Source organism: Streptomyces sp. NPDC001406 (assembly GCF_042895285.1).
Lineage (GTDB): Bacteria > Actinomycetota > Actinomycetes > Streptomycetales > Streptomycetaceae > Streptomyces.
In genome coordinates this window covers 269,956-288,923 of the sequence record NZ_JBIAWG010000004.1, presented here as the reverse complement: position 1 = coordinate 288,923, position 18,968 = coordinate 269,956, and the positions used below count along the sequence as shown (strand labels likewise).

The window sequence follows — 18,968 nt, the reverse complement described above, 5'->3', positions numbered from 1 at the left end:
GGCGCTCATATGCTAGCGCCACCCTGCTTTCATCATTCAAACGGGTCATCGGAGTGAACCTCTGGACCCCTGTGAGTGCCCCGGTCAGGGATTGATGCTCATCGGCCGGCAGTGCTGGAGCCCGCTGTCGACGGCACACTCGACCAGCGGCCCGCCCTCCTGGCCGATCAGCCTGGCGACGGGCTGATCGGACGCCCCCGCCCCCGAGCCGGCTGCCAGGACCGGCGCCGCGGTGGCGGCCAGAGCGGCGCCGGCCAGCAGCAGGACCGCCGGTACTCGCGTCGTGTGCTTCGTCACGTTCCGTCTCTCCTCACCGGGCGCCTCGCACGCGCCCACGGTGCTCGGGCGATACGGCCCGTCCAACGAGGTGGGACGCGTGCCGGACACGGCGCGGGGCCCCGCCTTGTGTGCCCCACGGCGGGATGAAACGCTTCCTGACCGGCGGCGGAGCCGAGGGACCCCGCCGGCGGAGCCGATGGACGAGGAGTGGACGGATGGAGCTGGAGCTTCGGCATCTGCGCGTGCTGTGCGCGATCGCCGATGCGGGGAGCGTGGGCCGGGCCGCCGCGGACCTGGGGTACTCGCAGCCGGCCATCAGCACCCAGCTCCGCCGGATCGAGGGGCACTTCGGTGAGCCCCTGTTCGAGCGCGGGGCCACCGGGGTGCGGCCCACACCGTACGGCGCCGAGGTGCTCACCCAGGCCCGCGACGTCCTGGCCCGCGTCGAGACGATCGGCCACCGTCCGGTCCCCGGTGCCCCGAAGGCGCGCAGGACCCTGCGGGTGGCGGCGACCAATTCGCCGGTGCTGTCGGGCGCGGTGTCCCGGTTCCGGGCCCGGCTGCCGGACGTCGACCTCTCGGTGAACAGCGTGTACGCCTCCTCGCGGATCGTCGAGCTGCTGGAGGAGGGCACGGTGGACGCGGCCATCGCCGCCGACTACCCCGGCATGGAGCTGCGGCACTCGGCCGCGGTGACGCACCGCGGGATCGTCACCGAGCCGACCTTCGTGGCTCTTCCGTCCGGCCACCGCCTGCGGCACCGCGCCCAGGTGTCGCTGGCCGACCTGGCCGAGGACGCGTGGTTCGTGACACCGGACGACGGCGCCGGGTGGCCGGGAGTCTTCTACACGGCCTGCGAGGCGGCCGGCTTCACCCCGGTGACCGTGCACGAATTCCTCGGTGACCAGCTGCAGTTGCAGCGGATGATCGCCGACGGACTCGGTGTGTCCCTCGTCCAGCCGACCATGCGGCCGATCCCGCAGGTCGTGGTCAAACCGCTGGTCGGTACGCCGTTGTGGTGCCGCTACGTACTGGCCTGGCGGCCGGGCGCGGTGGACCAGGAGCTGGCGGAGACTCTGTTCCGGTCAGCCGTCGCCGCGCATCGCGAACTCGTCGCGCAGTCACCGCACTTGAGGTCCTGGGCCGCGCGCACCTGGAGCGGTGCCGGCAAGTAGCCGAGGCCGCCGGTGCCGGATGTTATGGGCCGTCGTATGTCATGTGCTATGTCACATGCCATTGTTGGCGCACGCAGCCCTTGGCACAGTGCTGGACACGCCTCACCAACCCCCATAGAGGCGCATCCATCCGTGGAGGAGCCCAGATGCGCTATCGCTCCGCGCTGCCCGGACGCAAGGCCGGCGTTCTCGCCGTCTGCGTCACCGTCGCCGGCCTGTTGTCGACGCCGGCTCTCGCAGCGCCCCCCGCCCCGGCCGACAGCACCGCAGTCACCACCCCGCACAGGCCGACGCCGGCCCCGCCGCCGACCGGCTCGACCGTCCGCACCGCCGACCGTCCCGCCGTACAGGACCGGCAGCTCAGCCCCGCCCAGTTGCCACCCCTGCAGCCGGCGCCCGTCCGTCCGCGAACCACCAAGAAGGCGGCCTCCTGCACACCCGCCGACTTCGGCAGCAGAACCGGTGCCGCACTCGTCGCCCTGGTCAGGGCCTCGACCACGGAGTGCGTCAACACCCTGTTCACGGTGACCGGTTCGGCCGCGCACGATGTCTTCCGCCAGTCCCAGATGGTCACCGTCGCGAACGCCTTCACCCGCGCCGCGCGCACCTACCGCGGTGACAACGCCGACCGCGTGTGGCAACTCGTCCTGTTCCTGCGCGCCGGCTACTACGTGCAGTTCAACCACCCGACCGACGTCGGCCCCTACGGCCCGCGCCTGACCACGGCCACCACGAGCGGCCTGGACGCCTTCTTCGCCCGCCGGCACTCACGGGACGTCACCGCCGCCAACGGCGACGTGCTGGGCGAGGTCGTCATCCTCACCGACAGCGCCGACCAGCAGGCCCGTTATCTGAGCGTCTACCAGCGGATGCTCCAGGACTACGACAGCTCCTACGACGACGTCGCAGCCATGGTCGCGGCGGTCAACGACGTCTACACCCCTCTCTGGCGCGGCAATTGGAACCCGGAGTACGTCGACGCGGTCGCCGCGGACCCGAGCGTCGTCGAGACCCTCGACACCTTCGCGCACGACCACCTCGACCTGCTCGGCACCGACCGCGCCTACCTGGACTCCAACGCCGGGATGAACCTCGCCCGCTACGTCGAGCACCCGGCGCTGCAGGCGATCGTCCGGCCTCTGGCCAAGGACCTGCTGGACACCTCGGCGATCACCGGCCCCACGGCCGGGCTGTGGGTCGCGGTGGCGACGCAGGCGGACGCCTACGACCGCGCCAACTGCTCGTACTACGGCGTGTGCGACCTGCCCGGCCTGCTGACCAGGGCCGCCCTGCCGATCACCCACACCTGCGACTCCGCGCACACCATCCGCGCGCAGTCGCTCACCGCGGCCGACCTCGACGCCGCCTGCGCCAGTGTGCTGGGCCAGGACGCCTACTTCCACGGCCTGGTCAAGGACGACGGACCCATACCCGGCCAGTACGTGTCGACCATCCACCTCGTCGTCTTCGCCAGCCGGGCCGACTACCAGACCTACGCCGGGGCGATCTACGGCGTCAGCACGGACAACGGCGGCATCACCCTGGAAGGAGACCCGTCCGACCCGGCCAACCAACCGCTTTCGATCATGTACCAGAAGAACTACGACAACGGCTTCCCGGCCCGGATATGGAACCTCAACCACGAGTACACGCACTTCCTGGACGCCCGTGACGACATGTTGGGCGACTTCGGCCGGCAGACGTCGGTCCCGGACGTCTGGTGGATCGAGGGCCTGGCCGAGTACGTCTCCTACGGATACCGCGGAATCACCGATGACCAGGCAGTCGCCGAGGCCGGCAAGCACACCTACCGGCTGAGCACGCTGTTCCAGAACACCTACGCCAACAGCGATGTGACCCGCACCTATCCGTGGGGCTATCTGGCGGCCCGCTACATGTTCGAGAAGCACCCGGCGGACATCCAGAGCATGCTCGCCCGCTTCCGGGTGGGTGACTACCAGGGCGGATACGACGTCTACGCCACCGGCATCGGCACCCGCTACGACGACGACTTCGACCAGTGGCTCACGGCGTGCGCGACCGGCGCCTGCGCCACCCCGTAGTCCGATCCCTACGGACAGCGGCGGCGACCGGGAGGTTGCCGCCGCATCGTCCGTGCGAGTTGCTTATGCTCCATCACCAACCTGTGAATAGAAGGTGGTTGATGAGCAGAGCGAGGATGGCCTGTGCGGTGAGCCAGGCTCGCGGGCCGGTGAGGAGCGCACAGGAGGGCAGCAGCCACAGGGCGAACGGCAGCCAGATGCGTTCCGTCTCCGCCTTGCTCATGCCGGAGAGGTCGGCGACGAGCAGTGCCACCAGCGCACTGAACACGAGCAGGGCGAGGCGTGCGTCGGCAGCGACGGCCGGGTCGGCCACGTCGGCGGTTTCCCGCGACCGACGGGGCAGCAGGGCGGTGCGGTCGCGGACCAGAGCGCAACCGGCCCGGCCGAGACCGGCCGCGGTCGCGAATCCGACGGTCAGCACGGTGCAAGCCAGGTTCGCCCAGACCCAGTAGCCGTAGGGACGGATGCCGCCGACTCCTTGGTGGTAGCGCGTGACCAGAAGCCGGTACCCCTCCCACCAGTCGAAGCCGGCGAGGGTGAACAGCAGCGGCACCACGGCGAGGCCCGCCACGAGGAACGGCAGCCCTCGGAGAAGGTCATGGGCCCGGACCCGGCCGAGCAGCACCACGGCGGCACCGATCAGCGCGAACAGCGTGAGGCCGTACGAGAGATAGCAGGTCAGACCGAACAGCAGCCCCGCGCCGAACGTGGCCGCGGCCCGTGCCTTGGCCCCCGACCGCCCGGCCACCGCCACCGCGAGCAGCGCGACGGACCAGGCGGCCACGGCCGCGAAGTATCCGTCGGCCGACGTCCCGACCCACACCGCGGCCGGTGCCAGCACCAGGAACGGCGCGGCCCGCCGGGCGAGTTCCCGTCCCGCCAGCAGCCCCACCGTCACCAGCACGGCCGCACAGGCGGTGGTGCCGACGGTGATGCACCAGGCTCCCGCCCAGCCCCCGCCCCGCAGACCCGCATGGTCGAGCAGGACGAAGGTCACCGTCGCGGCCGGGGGGTGGCCGGCGATATGGGCGGGCCAGGGCGCGGGCGACTGGGCCAGGATGTGGTGGGTGAAGTCGCGCAGGGTGCCGGGGATGTCGTGGAAGCGGTCGACGACCCGGAGGTACTCATTGGTGGTGGTGAGCCGGCCGGCGACGCCCCGCTGCCAGCCGTCGACCAGCGCCAGCGACCAGGTCCAGGCGAGCGAGGCGCCCCAGGCCGACACGAGCAGCGCCCGCCACGGCAGCCGCAGGGCGAGACGCGGACCGTAGGCGATCACGGCCACCGCCACGACGAGGGCTGCCAAAGTGCCCGGCCCCATATGGGGGTCCCAGTCGGCGAACAGCGGAGGCCAGTGGACGAACAGGGTGCGATGGGCGTCCTGGATGTGGCGGCCGACGACGACGGCCGTCAGGACGAGCAGGGCGGCGGCCGCGACGGCACACAGGTCGCGGAGATGGGCGCGGGTCACACCGGAACGCTAGGCCGAAAGGCGGCCGGAACATCGGCGCATGGGCCGGACGTCAGCGTTTCGTCAGGAGTTGCGTGCCGGGTGCGGGGGTGCTCCCGCCCTACGGTCTGATCATGCGCGACCAACGGCTCCCCACCTCGCCCGGCTTCTGGCGCAGCTCCGTGCGCGGCCCCTGGCTCACCTCCGTGCTCGGCGTCGTCCTGCTCGCCGGCATCACCGTGCTGTTCGTGACCGGGCTGGTCTCTTACGCCGCCTACAACCCGGACCTGTCGCCGGTGAACGACATGACCCCCGACAAGGGCATCCTCGGCTTCTACCTCTTCTCCTGGCCGACGAGCCCGCACTGGCTCTACCGGTTCACCCAGGGCGTGCACGTCACCCTCGGGCTCACGCTGATCCCGGTCCTGCTGGCCAAGCTGTGGTCGGTCGTGCCGAAGCTGTTCACGCTGCCACCGGCCCGCTCCGTGGCCCACGCGCTGGAGCGGGTCTCCTTGCTGCTGCTGGTCGGGGGCGCGCTGTTCGAGTTCACGACAGGCGTCCTCAACATCCAGCTCGACTACATCTTTCCCGGCTCCTTCTACCCCCTGCACTTCTACGGCGCCTGGGTCTTCTTCGCGGCCTTCGTCGCGCACGCCGCGCTCAAACTGCCCACGGCCGTAAGGACCCTGCGCGGGCTGCGGGAGGAGGGCGAGCTGGTGTCGCCGAGGCCCGGTCCGCCCACCGTCTCCCGGCGTGGCGCGCTGTGGTTCGTCGGCGGTGGCTCCCTGCTGCTGTTCGCGACCAGCGCCGGCCGCAGCTTCGACCAGCCGCTGCGCGCGACCGCCCTGCTCGCGCCGCACGGCTGGGCCGACCCGGGCAGCGGCCCCGGCGGCTTCCAGATCAACAAGACGGCCGCGTACGCGCACATCACCGCGGCGGAGACGAGCGACGACGCCTGGCGGCTCGTGGTCACCGGCCGCACCGGAACCGTCCGGCTCGGCCGCGCCGAACTCGCCCGGCTGCCCCTGCACAGCTCCGCGCTGCCCATCGCCTGTGTCGAGGGCTGGTCGACCGGCGACCAGTGGTGGCGCGGGGTCCGCCTGCGCGACCTCGCGGCCCTCGTCGGACACGACGGCAGTCCGCCCGACGTGTTCATCGAGTCCCTGCAGCGCCACGGCGCGTTCCGCAAGGCCGCGCTGCGCGCCAACCAGGTGGCGGACCCGCGCTCGCTGCTCGCTCTGTACGCCAACGGCGAGGACCTGACCCTCGACCACGGTTATCCGGCGCGGATCATCGTTCCCGCGGCGCCCGGTGTCCTCAACACCAAGTGGGTGGCCCGGATGACCTTCGGAGACCTCGGATGACCCGCCGGATCCCGCTCGGCAGTCCGCTGCAACTGCTGCTGCTCGGCTGCTCGTTCGCGCTGGCCGGATACGCCGGGGTGCGCCTGCTGGCGGGTGACTGGCTCGGCGTGGCGCTGTGGTTCGTCGGCGCGGCACTGCTGCACGACCTGGTGCTGCTGCCGCTGTACTCGTCGGCCGACCGCGCCGTCGTCCGGGGCCTGGACGCGACCGATCGCCGGGAGTGGGCGATGTACGTCCGGGTCCCGGCGGCCCTGTCCCTGCTCCTGCTCCTGATGTGGTTCCCCCTGATCAGCGGTCAGATGGACAGCAGCTACCGGCTGGCCGCCGGCCTGTCGACGGACGGCTTCCCGACCCGTTGGCTGCTGGTCACCGCCGTACTGTTCGGCGGCTCGGCCCTGCTGCTGGTGCTGCGACTGCGCAGGGCGACGAGGCACCGGCCGCCCGAGACCCACTGAGCACCGGGCTTGAGTGCGGCGCTCATCGGCCCGCGACCGCCGTCAGCCGGGCCAGCCGGGCCGCGAACCGGCCGTACGGTGCCGCGGCGGCGACGGCGTGGGCGTCGGCGGCGGTGTCGACGTCGCGCAGCCGGGGCAGGTCGCGCACCCGCAGGCCCGCGGCGACCAGCCGCTCCCGCTGGACGGCTCCGGTCACCGGCGTCGACATGGGTACGCCCCGCAGCAGTCCGGGGTCGGGCTCGGCCAGCCCCAGGGCCCAGAACCCGCCGTCCTCGGCGGGACCGAAATACGCGTCGCAGCCGGCGAAGTCCACCGTGAGCAGATCCGGGGTCACCTGCGGTGTGTCCATGCCGATGAGGAGGGCCGGGCCGTCGCACCGGGCGAAGGCGCCGGCCAGTCGCTCGTCCAGCCCGCCCGCGCACTGCGGTACGACGGTGAAGCCGGGCGGCAGCCAGGGGCCGGGCGCCCCGTCCAGGACGAGGACACGCCGGGCGGCGGGAGTGGCCGCCACGGTGTGCAGGGTGTCCGCGAGGGCCGCCTCGGCGAGCGCCGCCGCCTGCTGGGCGGTGAACGGCGGCGTCAGCCGGGTCTTGACCCGCCCCGGCAGCGGTTCCTTGGCGATGACGAGCAGTGTGGTCACCGGGGGATCCCCTCTCGGACGGGCGGCTCGGCCAGCACGCGGCGCATGTCCCGTACCGCCTGCCAGGTGCCGCGCCAGGTGCCCGTCACCTTGGAGACGCCGGACCGCGGCCGATACGGCACGTCGTGCTCGGCGATGCGCCAGCCCGCGTCTGCGGCACGCACGACCATCTGGAGGGGGTAGCCGTTGCGCCGGTCGGTCAGGGCGAGGGTCAGCAGTCCTTCGCGGCGGGCGGCGCGCAGCGGGCCGAGGTCGTGCAGGCGCAGTCCGGTGCGGCGGCGCAGTATCAGGGCCAGCGCGAGGTTGCCCGCCCGGGCGTGCGGCGGCCACGCGCCCCGGCCCTGCGGCCGCCGCCGGCCGAGCACCAGGTCCGCCTCGCCGGCGCACACCTCGCCGACGAAGGGTGCCAGCAGCGAGGGGTCGAGCGAGGCGTCGCAGTCGCAGAAGCACACGATGTCCGCGGTGGCGGCGGCCAGGCCCGCGTGGCAGGCGGAGCCGAACCCGCGGCGGGGTTCGTGCACCACGGTCGCGCCCCGTGCGCGGGCGATGTCCGCCGAGCCGTCGGTGGAGCCGTTGTCCACGACGAGTGCGCGCCAGCCCCGGGGGATACGGGCGAGAACCCAGGGAAGGGCCTCGGCCTCGTTCAGGCAGGGCAGGACAACGTCGACGTCCGGGGAGGGAGGAGAGATCGTCACGGCCTTCACCCTACGAACGCGAATGGTGCATATCGGGCTTCCGCTCCTTACGAAACACGGACGTCCGGGGCCGGACCGCCCTGGTGGACCGCACGCGCGGGTGGAGTGGTGCGAGGCTGGACGCATGCAGCAGCCGTACGAAGCCGATGGCCCGGCGACCGAAGCCGATGAGCCGGCGACCGCCACGAGGCGGCCGGGCGAGGGCGCCCGCGTCCTGGTCGTGGACGACGATCCCACCGTCGCCGAGGTCGTCTCCGGCTATCTGAACCGCGCGGGCTTTGTCGTGGACCGGGCCCCGGACGGGCCCTCGGCGCTCGCCCGGGCGGGCGCGCACTGGCCGGACCTGGTGGTCCTGGACCTGATGCTGCCCGGCATGGACGGCCTGGAGGTGTGCCGCCGGCTGCGCGGGCACGGCCCGGTGCCGGTGATCATGCTCACCGCGCGCGGCGACGAGGACGATCGCATCCTGGGCCTGGAGGTGGGGGCGGACGACTACGTCACCAAACCGTTCAGCCCCCGCGAGCTGGTCCTCAGGGTGGAGTCGGTGCTGCGGCGCACCCGGCCCGGCGCCGGTACGGGCCCGCTCGGCGCGGCCGGCCTCCAAGTCGACCCCGGCGCCCGCCGTGCCACCAAGAACGGCGTCGAACTCGCCCTCACGCTCCGTGAGTTCGACCTGCTCGCCTTCTTCCTGCGTCATCCCGGCAGGGCCTACAGCCGCGAGGATCTGATGCGCGAGGTGTGGGGCTGGGACTTCGGTGATCTGTCCACGGTCACCGTCCATGTCCGCCGGCTGCGCGGCAAGGTCGAGGACGACCCGGCAAGCCCGCGCCTCATCCAGACCGTGTGGGGCGTCGGCTACCGCTTCGACTCCGGTGGACAGGAAGGGAGTTGACCGTGCGAGACGCCCTCCTCATCGCCCTGTACGCATTCCTCGGCGCCGCCGCGACCGGCCTCGCCGGAGCGCTCGTCCTGCGGCTGATCCGCAAGCGGTCCTTCACCGCCTCGCTCACCGTGGTGGCCTCCGTCGCCGTGTTCGCCATGTTCGCCGGGACCCTGGCCGTGGCGGAGGCGATGTTCCTGTCGGCGCACGACCTGAGCGTCGTGACGACCGTCGTCGCGATGGCGGCCGTCGTCTCCCTCGCCACCGCGCTGCTGCTCGGCCGCTGGGTCGTCGCCCGCAGCCGTGAACTCCAGCTCGCCGCCCGCTCCTTCGGCGACGACGGCGACTTCGCCGCGCCGGACGCTCCGGCGACCGCCGAACTCGCCGCCCTGAGCCGGGAACTGGCGGCCACCAGCGCCAGGCTCGCCGAGTCCCGCGACCGCGAGCGCGCCCTGGAGTCCTCCCGCCGCGACCTCGTCGCCTGGATCTCGCACGACCTGCGCACTCCGCTGGCCGGCCTGCGGGCCATGGCGGAGGCCCTTGAGGACGGCGTGGCCGCCGACCCGGACCGCTATCTCAAGCAGATCCGCACCGAGGTGGAGCGGCTCAACGACATGGTCGGCGACCTGTTCGAACTCTCCCGCATCCACGCCGGCACCCTTGCCCTGTCCCCGTCCCGGATCTCCCTGTACGACCTGGTCGGCGACGCCCTCGCGGGAGTCGATCCGCTCGCCCGCGAACTCGGGGTGCGGCTCGTCGGCGACCGGGTCGAACCCGTGCCGGTCGAGGTGGACGGCAAGGAGATGAGCCGGGTGCTGGGCAATCTGCTGGTCAACGCGATCCGGCGGACACCGGCCGACGGGACGGTCGCGGTGGCCGCCGAGCGCTGTCCGGACGGCGTCGTGGTGTCGGTGTCCGACGGCTGCGGCGGCATTCCGGAGGAGGACCTGCCGCGGGTCTTCGACACCGGCTGGCGCGGCACGCACGCGCGCACGCCGCCCGCCGGGGCGGGCCTGGGCCTGGCCATCGTCCGCGGGATCGTCGAGGCGCACCAGGGCCGGGCCGCCGTACGCAACATCCCCGGCGGCTGCCGCTTCGAGGTGACCCTGCCCGCGGCCGAGCGGTGACGCGCGGCGCGACGGTCACCGTGTGCCGGGCTCTTCCCCGCGCAGCCGCGCCCGCGCGAACTCGACCATCCCCGCCTCGAAACCGACCTCGGGCTTCCAGCCCAGCGCGACCCGCAGTCGCGACGAGTCCGCCGTGATGTGCCGTACGTCGCCCAGCCGGTACTCCCCGGTGACGACGGGTTCGGGGCCGCCGTACGCGACGGCCAGCGCCCCCGCCATCTCGCCGACGGTGTGCGGCTCACCGCTGCCCGTGTTGTACGCGGTGAGCGCACCGGCGGCCGAATCGGCCTCCAGCGCCGCCACATTGGCCGCCGCCACGTCCCGTACGTGCACGAAGTCCCGCCGCTGGCGGCCGTCCTCGAAGACACGCGGGGCCTCGCCGCGGGCCAGTGCGGACCGGAAGAAGGAGGCGACGCCGGCGTACGGGGTGTCCCGGGGCATCCCGGGCCCGTACACGTTGTGGTAGCGCAGCGACACGGCCGACCCGCCCGTCGCCCTCGCCCAGGCGGCCGCCAGATGTTCCTGGGCGAGCTTGGTCGTGGCGTACACGTTCCGTGGATCGACCGGCGCGTCCTCACCGACCAGCCCGGGGGACAGCTCCGCACCGCACCTCGGGCACACCGGCTCGAAGCGCCCCGCGTCCAGGTCGGCCACGGTCCGCGGCCCGGGCCGCACGACCCCGTGCCGCCCGCACGCGTAGCGCCCCTCCCCGTAGACCACCATCGACCCGGCCAGCACCAGGTTCCGTACCCCCGCGTCCGCCATGGCGGTGAGCAGTACGGCGGTGCCGAGGTCGTTGCGGGAGACGTACTCGGCCGCGTCGGCGAAGCCCTGGCCCAGACCGACCATGGCCGCCTGGTGACAGACGGCGTCGACGCCGGCCAGGGCGCGGGCGACCGAGGCCCCGTCACGCACGTCGCCGCCCGTGTCCGCCCGCACGTCGAACACCACGGGCTCGTGCCCGCGCGCCACCAGCGCCTCGACGACATGGGACCCGATGAACCCGGCACCGCCGGTGACCAGTACACGCATACCCACACGCTAGGTCCGCGCCACCACCGCACGACACGAGCGCGCCCGGCACGTCATCGCTCCGTAAGGACGGACGCCGTCGCCGTGGCCGCGTCGCGCAGCCCGGGCGGGGGCCGCCGTTCGGCGTCAGTCTGGAGAGGAAGGGACCCATCCGCAGCGAGGAGCGGGCGATGGCAGCGGAACTGCAGGACAGAACGGCCGTGGTCACCGGTGCGAGCAAGGGGATCGGACTGGCCGTGGCCGAAGCGCTGGCGGCGGCCGGGGCCCAGGTCGTCGCGGCCGCCAGAACCTCCACCCCCGGACTGGACGCGCTGGTGAAGAGCGGAGCCGCCCGCTGGATCCCGCTCGACCTGACCGAGCCGGACAGCGCGGAGCGGCTGGCGGCGGAAGCCGGGCTCCGTATCGATGTGCTGGTGAACAACGTGGGTGCGGCCCCCGCGCGCCCCGGCGGATTCCTCGCCGTGACCGACGCCGAGTGGCGGCAGACCCTCGATCTCAACCTGTTCGCCACGGTCGCGGTGACCCGGGCCGTGCTGCCGCGGATGCTGGAGGCGGGACGCGGCTCCATCGTCAACATCGGCTCCGTCAACGCCGAACTCCCGGACCCCATGGTCATCGACTACGGCGCGGCCAAGGCGGCCCTGGTCAACTTCTCCAAGGCGCTCTCGAAGGAGTTCGGACCGCGTGGCGTGCGGGTCAACAGCGTCAGCCCCGGACCGGTGGAGACGGAGCTGTGGCTGGGCGGGGGCGGAGTGGCCGACACCGTGTCGTCCGCGGCGGGACTGAGCCCCGAGGACGTGGTGGCACGAGCGGCGGCCGCCACGGTCAGCGGCCGTTTCTCCCGGGCCTCGGAGATCGCCGACCTGGTGGTCTTCCTGGCGGGCGACAGGGCCGCGAACATCGTGGGCAGCGACATCCGCATCGACGGGGGACTCGTGCCGACCTGCTGAGACGGGCGGGCGGCGCCGGGCAGGCCGTGGCACGCTACGGCCCTCCCCTCAGCCCTTCCCGCCTGCCCGGACGGCCGCGGCGATCAGCCGGTCGATCAGGGCGGTCAGCACGTCGCGCGACGACTCACGCTCCCGTGCGTCGCACAGCAGCACCGGGGTGCCCTCGGGCAGCGCCAAAGCATCCCGGACCTCCTCGGGTGTGTACGGGTGGAGCCCGTGGAAGCCGTTGACGCCGACCACGAACGGGATGCGCCGCCGTTCGAAGAAGTCGATGGCCGCGAAGCTGGCCCGCGGCCGGCGGACATCGACCAGCACCACGGCACCCAGCGCCCCCACCGCCAGGTCGTTCCACATGAACCAGAACCGCTGCTGCCCGGGGGTGCCGAACAGGTACAGCACCAGATCGCTGCCGATGGTGATCCGGCCGAAGTCCAGGGCCACCGTGGTGGACCGTTTCTCCTCGATCCCGTCGAGGTCGTCGACGTCGAGGCCCGCGGTGGTCAGCGGTTCCTCGGTGCGCAGGGGGACGATCTCGCTGACCGACGCGACCATGGTGGTCTTCCCGACTCCGAATCCCCCCGCGATCAGTATCTTGACGGTGTCGGGGGCGACGACCGCCCCGGCGGCGGAGCCGGGGCCCGTCCGGCGGATCTGGCTGGCCATGAGTGGCGGTGCCCTTTCGTCTTCGGTGGGTCTCACAGATGCCCGAGGCCGTCCCGCACCTTCTGCAGCAGCTCCAGATCGGGTTCCGCGTGGCAGAGGGGGTGCGGTGGGTGGGCGGTGATCCGGCCGGACTCCAGCAGGTCGCAGAGCAGGATGACGACGACGCTCACGGGCAGGTCGAGGTGGGCGGCGAGCTCGGCGACGGCGACCGGCCGAGCGCACTGCCGAAGGATCCGGGTGTGCTCGGGCTGCAGCCGGCCGGCCCACGCGGGCGGCGGATCCACCGCGGTCACCGTCGTGATCAGCGTGAAGTCGGCGCGGCTGGGCCGGGTCCGTCCGCCGGTCAGGGCGAACGGCCGTACGAGACGGCCCGCCGCGTCGCCCCCGCTCACCTCACTCGCCGCGTTCGGACACGACGAGGCCCGTGCGCGGTGCCGCGCTGAGGTGCTCGCCGATCTTCTTCACCAGCATGTTCATCTGGTACGCCACCACACCCACGTCGGCGCCCTGGCTGGTGAGGACGACGAGATGGGCGCCGGGTCCGGCGGCGGTCAGGATCAGATAGCTGTTGGCCATCTCGATGAGGGCCTGGCGCACCGGACCGCCGCGGAAGTCCATGCTGACGCCCTTGCTGAGGCTCATCAGACCGGACGCGGTCGCGGCCAGGCGTTCGGCGTCGTCGCGCAGGAACCCGGTCGACTTGCTGACCACGAGTCCGTCCTCGGACAGGACGACGGCGTGGTTCACCTCGGCGACCCGGTCGACGAGTCCGGTGAGCAGCTGGTCGAGCTGGGTGTGCGTGGCAGGGGTGGGGCGGGTCATGTCAGCGTCCTTCATGAGCGGTCGGCGGGCTGAGTCGAGGAGCGGGGTCCGGCTGCTCGGGCGGAGCCGGGAGCTCGGCTGCGGCGGGGACGTCCACCTCCGGGTCCTGTGGAGCGGTTTCCTCTGCCTGGTCGTACTGCGGATCCTTCTCTGCCTGGTCGTACTGCGGTTCGCCCTCCTCGTCACGTGCCTTGAGCGTGCCGCGCTGGAAGCCGGCCAGCGACGACGCGGCGCGTTCCGCGGTGAAGTCGTCCGGGAAGCCGTCCTCCTCGGCCGGCGCCGACTCCTCGCGCAGTTCGAGCGCCAGACTCGTCTGCGGCACGCGGCGCGGCAGCGGGACGGAGCTGCCGGACCGGCCGGCCCCACCGGACCGGGGCGGCTCCTCGCGGGCGTCGGCGGTCCGGGCCGGCTTCGCCTGTCGCGCTCGCTGGGGGAGGGGCGGCGCGGCCTCGGTCTCCTTCTCGTCCGCCACCCCGTCCGTGGCGTCCGGCGCGGGGGTCTCCCGTACGACGATCTCGTGCGGGACGAGGACGATCGCCGTGGTGCCGCCGAACGGCGACGGACGCAGGGTGACGGCGATGCCGTGCCGGGTGGCGAGCCGGGCAATCACGAACATGCCAAGCCGAAGGTCGTCGGCCAGGGCCACCACGTCGAACTGGGGCTCCACCGCCAACTGGGCGTTGAGCGAGGCGTAGTCCTCCTCGGACATGCCGAGCCCGCGGTCCTCGACCTCGATGGCCAGGCCCTTGGCCACCATCGCCGCGCGCACCTCGACCGGGCTGGGCGCGGGGGAGTACACGGTCGCGTTGTCGATGAGCTCGGCCAGCAGATGGATCACGTCCGCGACCGCGGGCGGGGCGAGGCTCACCTCCTCGTCGGTGCGCACGTCCACCCGCTGGTACTCGGCGACCTCGCCGACGGCGCTGCGCAGGATGTCGATCAGCGCGACCGGCTCGGTCCAGCTGCGTCCGGGCCGCTCACCGCTGATGATGACGAGGTTCTCCTCGTAGCGGCGCAACTGGCTTGCGGTGGAGTCGAGTTCGTACAGACCCTTGAGGACGTCCGGGTCGGTGTGCTGCCGTTCCAGCCCGTCGAGCCTGCTGAGCTGAAGGTTGACCAGGTTCTGGCTCTGCCGGGCGATACCGAGGATGACCTTCTGGAAGCCGCGCCGGATGTCGGCGAGTTCGACCGCGGTGTGCACGGCCGTGCGCTGTGCGGTGTTGAACGCCTTGGCCACCTGGCCGAGTTCGTCCTCGCCGTAGTCCAGCGGCGGTGTCGCCAGCTCCACGTCGATCCGCTCGCCGCGGTCCAGCCGGGCGACGACGTCGGGCAGCCGGTCCTCGGCCAGGCCGAGGGTGGCCATCCTGAGACCGTGCAGCCGCCGGGACAGGGAGCGGGTGATGCGCCAGGACATGCCGACGCACAGCAGCAGGGCGACGAGTCCGCCGACGCTCAGGGAGGCGGCGGTGACCAGCAGTTCGTGCGCCCTTTCGGCGCTGCGGTGGAGCAGGTCGGCCGTCCGCTGCCGGATGAGGACCGAGTACTCGTCGGAGACCTTGATCAGCGCGGCGCGCCACTGCTTCTGCACGTCCGGCAGGGCGATCCTGTGGTCCTTGCCCATGGTCGCGCGGGCCGCGAGCACCTGGCCCTCGATGGACTCCAGGGTCTTCCAGTCCGCGCTCTGCAGGATCCGCTCGGTCTGCCGCTTCGCGTCACCGGTGAGCGAGGGGACGATCTGGTCCTGTACGAGCCAGCGGCGGGCGTTCACCAACTGCGCGAACTCGGCCCAGGTCTTCTCGTCCATGTACCCGGTGGGCCCGGCCAGGGTGAGCTGTGTGTCCTCCTCGGACACCAGCTCGGCCGCGTGCTCCAGCGCGACGAGCGGACCGGCCTGCGAGGTGAGGTCGCCGTCGTCGACCTGGGAGAGCTCCTGGAAGCCGTGGATCTGGTCGTCGATGATCGAGGTGTACTGGCCGAGCGACTGTGCGGCGGTGATGTCGGTGGGGTCGTCCACCTGGCCGCGGTAGTACTCCAGGCTGCTCACCGAGGCGACGACCGAGTACAGCCGGTCCTTGATGCGGGCCGGTGCCTTCTTGATCGCGTCGGCCCGGTCGACCAGCTTGGCGACCGCCGCGTCGGTCTTCTTCCGCTGGGCGTCCAGTGCGGCCCGGGAGCCGTGCCCCGAGGCCACCCATACGGCCGACAGGCTGCGCTCCTGCTGCAGGGCGAGCGTGGCCTCGGTGCCCATCGCCCCGGTGGACCTGCTCAGCTGCGTCTGCGAGCGCAGCCGTAGTCCTTCGGAGAACATCTGTGTCGTCGTCACGCCCCACATGGCGGCGAGGGTGACGCTCGGCACGAGCGCCAGCAGGATCAGGGAGAGACGTATGGAGCCGAGACGGCGCCGGGCACCTGTCCGTGGAGACATCGTCGTCCTAGAGGGCGGTCAGCGGGGCGGGGGAGTGCGCGCGGAGCGCGGTGGGTCGAGGGCGGGGCAGGTCAACGTGTGCCATTGGCGGCGTACTTGGCCACCGCGGCCACGTTCGTCCTGGTCACGAATGCGGGGCCGGTGAGCACGGGGGCCACGCCGCCGCCGCTGACGTTGCCGTTGGTCCGGTACAGCCACAGCGAGTCCACGGCCAGGTAGCCCTGCAGATACGGCTGTTGGTCCACGGCGAACTGCACGTCCCCGCTCCGCACGGCCTTGACCAGGTCCTTGCTGAGGTCGAAGGTCGCGATGTGCGCCCTGCTGCCCGCCTGCTCGACGGAGTTCACCGCGGCGAGCGCGAACGGGGCGCCGTTCGTGACGACTTCGTCGATGCTCGGGTCCTGCCGCAGCCGGGACGCGATGGAGTCGGTCACGGCCTTGATGTCGGTGCCGTCCACATAGAGCATGTCCGTGCGGCCGGTGAATGTCTTCTTCACTCCGGCGCAGCGCGCCTCCAGGGCGATGTTGCCGCGCTCGTGGATGACACAGAGGGTGTGCGCGGCCTTGAGACCGTCCAGCTTGTCGCCGACCGCGCGGCCCGCGACGCTCTCGTCCTGGCCGAAGTACTCCAGGACTCCCTCCGACTTCCACACGTCTATACCGGAGTTGAGGGCCACCACCGGTATGCCCGCCGCCCTGGCCCGGGCGATCGGGCCCTTCATCGCCTCCGGCTTGGCCAGGGTCAGCGCGATGCCGTCGGTCTTGTCCCGGATCGCGTCCCGCACCAGTTCGGCCTGCCCGGCGGCGTCCAGGTCGCCGGCATAGGTCAGTTCGACGTTGTCCTTGGCCGCCGCTGCCTCCGCGCCCTTGCGCACCAGGTCCCAGAAGGTGTCACCCCGGTCGCCGTGGCTGACCAGGGTGATCTTGATGCGGGGGGTGCCCGCCTTGCCGGCGCTCGACTCCGACCGGGCGCCGTCGGATCCGGAGCAGCCGGATATGAGCAGACAGGTGACGACCAGCACCGCGGCCGGCATGAGGCCGTGCGCCGGTCTGCGGTGGGCTGGACTCGGGGGAGGAGTGTTCATGAGGGTGCGGCACCTCGCTGTGCGGCCGAGCATGAGGGGGATGGATCGCGACCCGCGGCACATATGTGTGCCGACCGGCGACTCTCCTGGCCGGAGCCAATCGTGTGTGACCGCAGGTAGTCAAGTGAGCGATCAGCGTTAGTGCGTTGTCGCTGCCGCATCGTGACGATCCGGGCGGTGCGCGCGAGTTGTGCGGGCGCGACCTGGGCCGCCGCTCCCTGGTGGGGAGCGGCGGTCGGGCGTGGCGGCGCGGTTATGCGCTGTAGCCGAGGACCGTCATCATGCCACTTTCCGAGTGGTACTGGTTGTGGCAGTGGAGCATCCAGAGGCCGGGATTGTCGGCGTCGAAGTCGACGACGAGCTTGCGGTGGGGGAGCACGATCGAGGTGTCCTTGCGGGCTCCGGCGTCCCAGAGGGCGGCGAGGGCGAAGGTGTGGCCGTGCAGATGCAGCGGGTGCCACATGTCGGTGGCGTTGACGAGGGTGAGCCGGACGCGTTCGCCCTGACGGACGGGGTGGCGTTGGGTGACGGAGTAGGGCTTGTGGTCGAAACCCCAGTCGAACCGTTTCATGTCGCCGGTGAGTCTGACGCGCAGTTCCCGGTCCGGCTCGCGTTTGCCGAGGTCCACGGACTCGTGCGGTCTCATACGGCGGGCGGGTACCAGCTCTCCGTCGAGTTCGGCGGGGTGGACATTGGCTGGCGGAACGGTTCTTCCCTTGCCGGTGCGCAGGAGGGCGATGCCCTGGCCGTTCTTGCCCTCGGCGAGGGCGACGAACGGGAAGACGCCGTCCTTGACGGTGACCAGGACGTCGTAGCGCTCGGCCATGCCGACGATGAGCGCGTCGGTGCGCTTGTGCTCGATCGGATAGCCGTCGGTGTGGGTGACGGTCATGGTGTGGCCGCCGAGTGCGACGCGGAAGGCGGTTTCGGAGCCCGCGTTGATGATCCGGAGCCGGATGCGGTCGCCGGGCTTGGCCTTGAACACGGACGGGGCCGACGGCACGCGTCCGTTGATGAGGTAGTGGGGGTAGGCCACACTGCCGCCCTCGCTGTGCAGCATGCGGCTGAAGGAGTGGGGGAGGAGGCGGGAGGGACCGGCGCCCTTCGGGCCCGCATGGCCGTGTTCGGCACCCCTGGCCACGCCCATGCCCTCCATCGTCACGTGCTTGCCCGGGGGGATGAGCTGCGTCAGGACGTTGTCGGGGGTGGAGCCGTTCACGCCGTCGAGCCAGTCGTCCAGGACGATCAGCCACTCCTTGTCGTAGGCGAGGGGCTCCTTGGGGTCGTCGATGACGAGGGGGGCGTACAGGCCGCGGTCGGGCTGCATTCCGACGTGGGAGTGCAGCAGGTACGTGCCCGGGTGGCTGGCGGTGAACCGGTAGGTGAAGTCCGTTCCGGCCGGGATGGGCGGCTGGGTCAGGTCGGGGACGCCGTCCATGTCGCAGCGCAGGCGCACGCCGTGGGAGTGGAGGGTGGTCGTGGTCGGCAGGCGGTTGGCCAGGGTGAGGCTGAGGACGTCCCCGGCGGTGACGCGGACCAGCGGCCCGGGCAGGGTGTCGGCGTAGCCCCAGGTGTTCACCCTTCGTCCGCCCAGATCCACGGTCACCGGTTCGGCGGTGAACTTGTACGTGCGCACAGGGCCGGACCCGCGCCTTCGCTCGGTGGCGCGGACCTCGGGACCCGAGGGCAGGACATATCCCTTGGGACCTTTGGGGACGAAGCCGCCACTGTCCACGCTCGCCCCGTTGCCGAGGCGGGGACTGGTTTGCGGGTCCGGGCCGGATTCGGTGCAGCCGGCGAGTACTCCCAAGCCGACGGCCGCGATCGGGGCACGGAGCAAGGTACGGCGCGAAGGTGTGTGCATGA

The 18,968-nt window shown here is 71.9% G+C and carries 18 protein-coding genes; 7 read left to right on the top strand and 11 right to left on the bottom strand.

From position 1 onward, the window contains the following. Positions 1-84: 84 nt before the first annotated feature. Positions 85-297: a hypothetical protein gene (locus ACFY1J_RS11630; RefSeq protein WP_390731133.1), complete on the bottom strand. Its 213-nt coding sequence runs from the start codon at positions 295-297 to the stop codon at positions 85-87. Between the two features lie 197 nt (positions 298-494). Here ACFY1J_RS11630 and ACFY1J_RS11625 point away from each other — a divergent pair, with 197 nt between their 5' ends. Beyond that, positions 495-1,454, top strand: a complete 960-nt coding sequence (locus tag ACFY1J_RS11625; RefSeq protein ID WP_390706000.1) for a LysR family transcriptional regulator — start codon at positions 495-497, stop codon at positions 1,452-1,454. A gap of 146 nt (positions 1,455-1,600) precedes the next feature. After that, complete coding sequence (locus ACFY1J_RS11620) at positions 1,601-3,517, top strand: collagenase (protein WP_390731132.1); 1,917 nt, start codon at positions 1,601-1,603, stop codon at positions 3,515-3,517. A gap of 73 nt (positions 3,518-3,590) precedes the next feature. Here ACFY1J_RS11620 and ACFY1J_RS11615 read toward each other — a convergent pair whose 3' ends face one another. Then, entirely contained in the window at positions 3,591-4,985 is a 1,395-nt protein-coding gene (locus tag ACFY1J_RS11615; RefSeq protein ID WP_390731131.1) for a hypothetical protein, read from the bottom strand. Positions 4,986-5,098: 113 nt separating this feature from the next. Between ACFY1J_RS11615 and ACFY1J_RS11610 the strand changes: the two genes are divergently transcribed. Beyond that, on the top strand, positions 5,099-6,328 hold the full coding sequence (locus ACFY1J_RS11610; RefSeq protein WP_390731130.1) for a molybdopterin-dependent oxidoreductase: 1,230 nt from the start codon (positions 5,099-5,101) through the stop codon (positions 6,326-6,328). After that, entirely contained in the window at positions 6,325-6,783 is a 459-nt protein-coding gene (locus tag ACFY1J_RS11605; RefSeq protein ID WP_390706004.1) for a hypothetical protein, read from the top strand. Before ACFY1J_RS11610 ends, ACFY1J_RS11605 begins: the two co-directional genes overlap by 4 nt. A 22-nt stretch (positions 6,784-6,805) precedes the next feature. Here ACFY1J_RS11605 and ACFY1J_RS11600 read toward each other — a convergent pair whose 3' ends face one another. Both ACFY1J_RS11600 and ACFY1J_RS11595 read right to left on the bottom strand, forming a co-directional pair. After that, a complete protein-coding gene (locus tag ACFY1J_RS11600; RefSeq protein WP_390731129.1) occupies positions 6,806-7,423 on the bottom strand; it encodes a DUF2064 domain-containing protein in 618 nt (205 codons plus the stop codon). Further along, positions 7,420-8,127 carry a glycosyltransferase family 2 protein gene (locus tag ACFY1J_RS11595; protein ID WP_390731128.1) on the bottom strand — a complete coding sequence of 236 codons (708 nt, stop codon included), beginning with the start codon at positions 8,125-8,127 and terminating at the stop codon, positions 7,420-7,422. The genes ACFY1J_RS11600 and ACFY1J_RS11595 overlap by 4 nt, the downstream gene beginning before the upstream one ends. Before the next feature lie 115 nt (positions 8,128-8,242). Between ACFY1J_RS11595 and ACFY1J_RS11590 the strand changes: the two genes are divergently transcribed. Further along, a complete protein-coding gene (locus tag ACFY1J_RS11590; RefSeq protein WP_390706005.1) occupies positions 8,243-9,010 on the top strand; it encodes a response regulator transcription factor in 768 nt (255 codons plus the stop codon). Between the two features lie 2 nt (positions 9,011-9,012). Continuing rightward, positions 9,013-10,125 (top strand): sensor histidine kinase, encoded by a 1,113-nt coding sequence (locus tag ACFY1J_RS11585; RefSeq protein WP_390706006.1) that lies wholly within the window; start codon positions 9,013-9,015, stop codon positions 10,123-10,125. A 15-nt stretch (positions 10,126-10,140) separates the two neighbouring features. Here ACFY1J_RS11585 and ACFY1J_RS11580 read toward each other — a convergent pair whose 3' ends face one another. Further along, a complete protein-coding gene (locus ACFY1J_RS11580; RefSeq protein ID WP_390731127.1) occupies positions 10,141-11,157 on the bottom strand; it encodes an NAD-dependent epimerase/dehydratase family protein in 1,017 nt (338 codons plus the stop codon). 170 nt (positions 11,158-11,327) lie between these two features. Here ACFY1J_RS11580 and ACFY1J_RS11575 point away from each other — a divergent pair, with 170 nt between their 5' ends. After that, entirely contained in the window at positions 11,328-12,107 is a 780-nt protein-coding gene (locus ACFY1J_RS11575) for an SDR family oxidoreductase (RefSeq protein WP_390731126.1), read from the top strand. Positions 12,108-12,155: 48 nt separating this feature from the next. Here ACFY1J_RS11575 and ACFY1J_RS11570 read toward each other — a convergent pair whose 3' ends face one another. The 6 genes from ACFY1J_RS11570 to ACFY1J_RS11545 form a co-directional block, all read right to left on the bottom strand. Beyond that, positions 12,156-12,770, bottom strand: a complete 615-nt coding sequence (locus ACFY1J_RS11570; protein ID WP_390731125.1) for an ATP/GTP-binding protein — start codon at positions 12,768-12,770, stop codon at positions 12,156-12,158. A 32-nt stretch (positions 12,771-12,802) separates the two neighbouring features. After that, on the bottom strand, positions 12,803-13,162 hold the full coding sequence (locus tag ACFY1J_RS11565) for a DUF742 domain-containing protein (RefSeq protein ID WP_390706010.1): 360 nt from the start codon (positions 13,160-13,162) through the stop codon (positions 12,803-12,805). A 1-nt stretch (position 13,163) separates the two neighbouring features. Next, positions 13,164-13,592, bottom strand: a complete 429-nt coding sequence (locus ACFY1J_RS11560) for a roadblock/LC7 domain-containing protein (protein WP_363301064.1) — start codon at positions 13,590-13,592, stop codon at positions 13,164-13,166. A 1-nt stretch (position 13,593) separates the two neighbouring features. After that, positions 13,594-16,017 carry a nitrate- and nitrite sensing domain-containing protein gene (locus tag ACFY1J_RS11555; protein ID WP_390706011.1) on the bottom strand — a complete coding sequence of 808 codons (2,424 nt, stop codon included), beginning with the start codon at positions 16,015-16,017 and terminating at the stop codon, positions 13,594-13,596. Between the two features lie 71 nt (positions 16,018-16,088). Further along, positions 16,089-17,102: a substrate-binding domain-containing protein gene (locus ACFY1J_RS11550; protein WP_390731124.1), complete on the bottom strand. Its 1,014-nt coding sequence runs from the start codon at positions 17,100-17,102 to the stop codon at positions 16,089-16,091. 253 nt (positions 17,103-17,355) lie between these two features. Beyond that, complete coding sequence (locus tag ACFY1J_RS11545) at positions 17,356-18,966, bottom strand: multicopper oxidase family protein (protein ID WP_390706013.1); 1,611 nt, start codon at positions 18,964-18,966, stop codon at positions 17,356-17,358. Positions 18,967-18,968 lie beyond the last annotated feature (2 nt).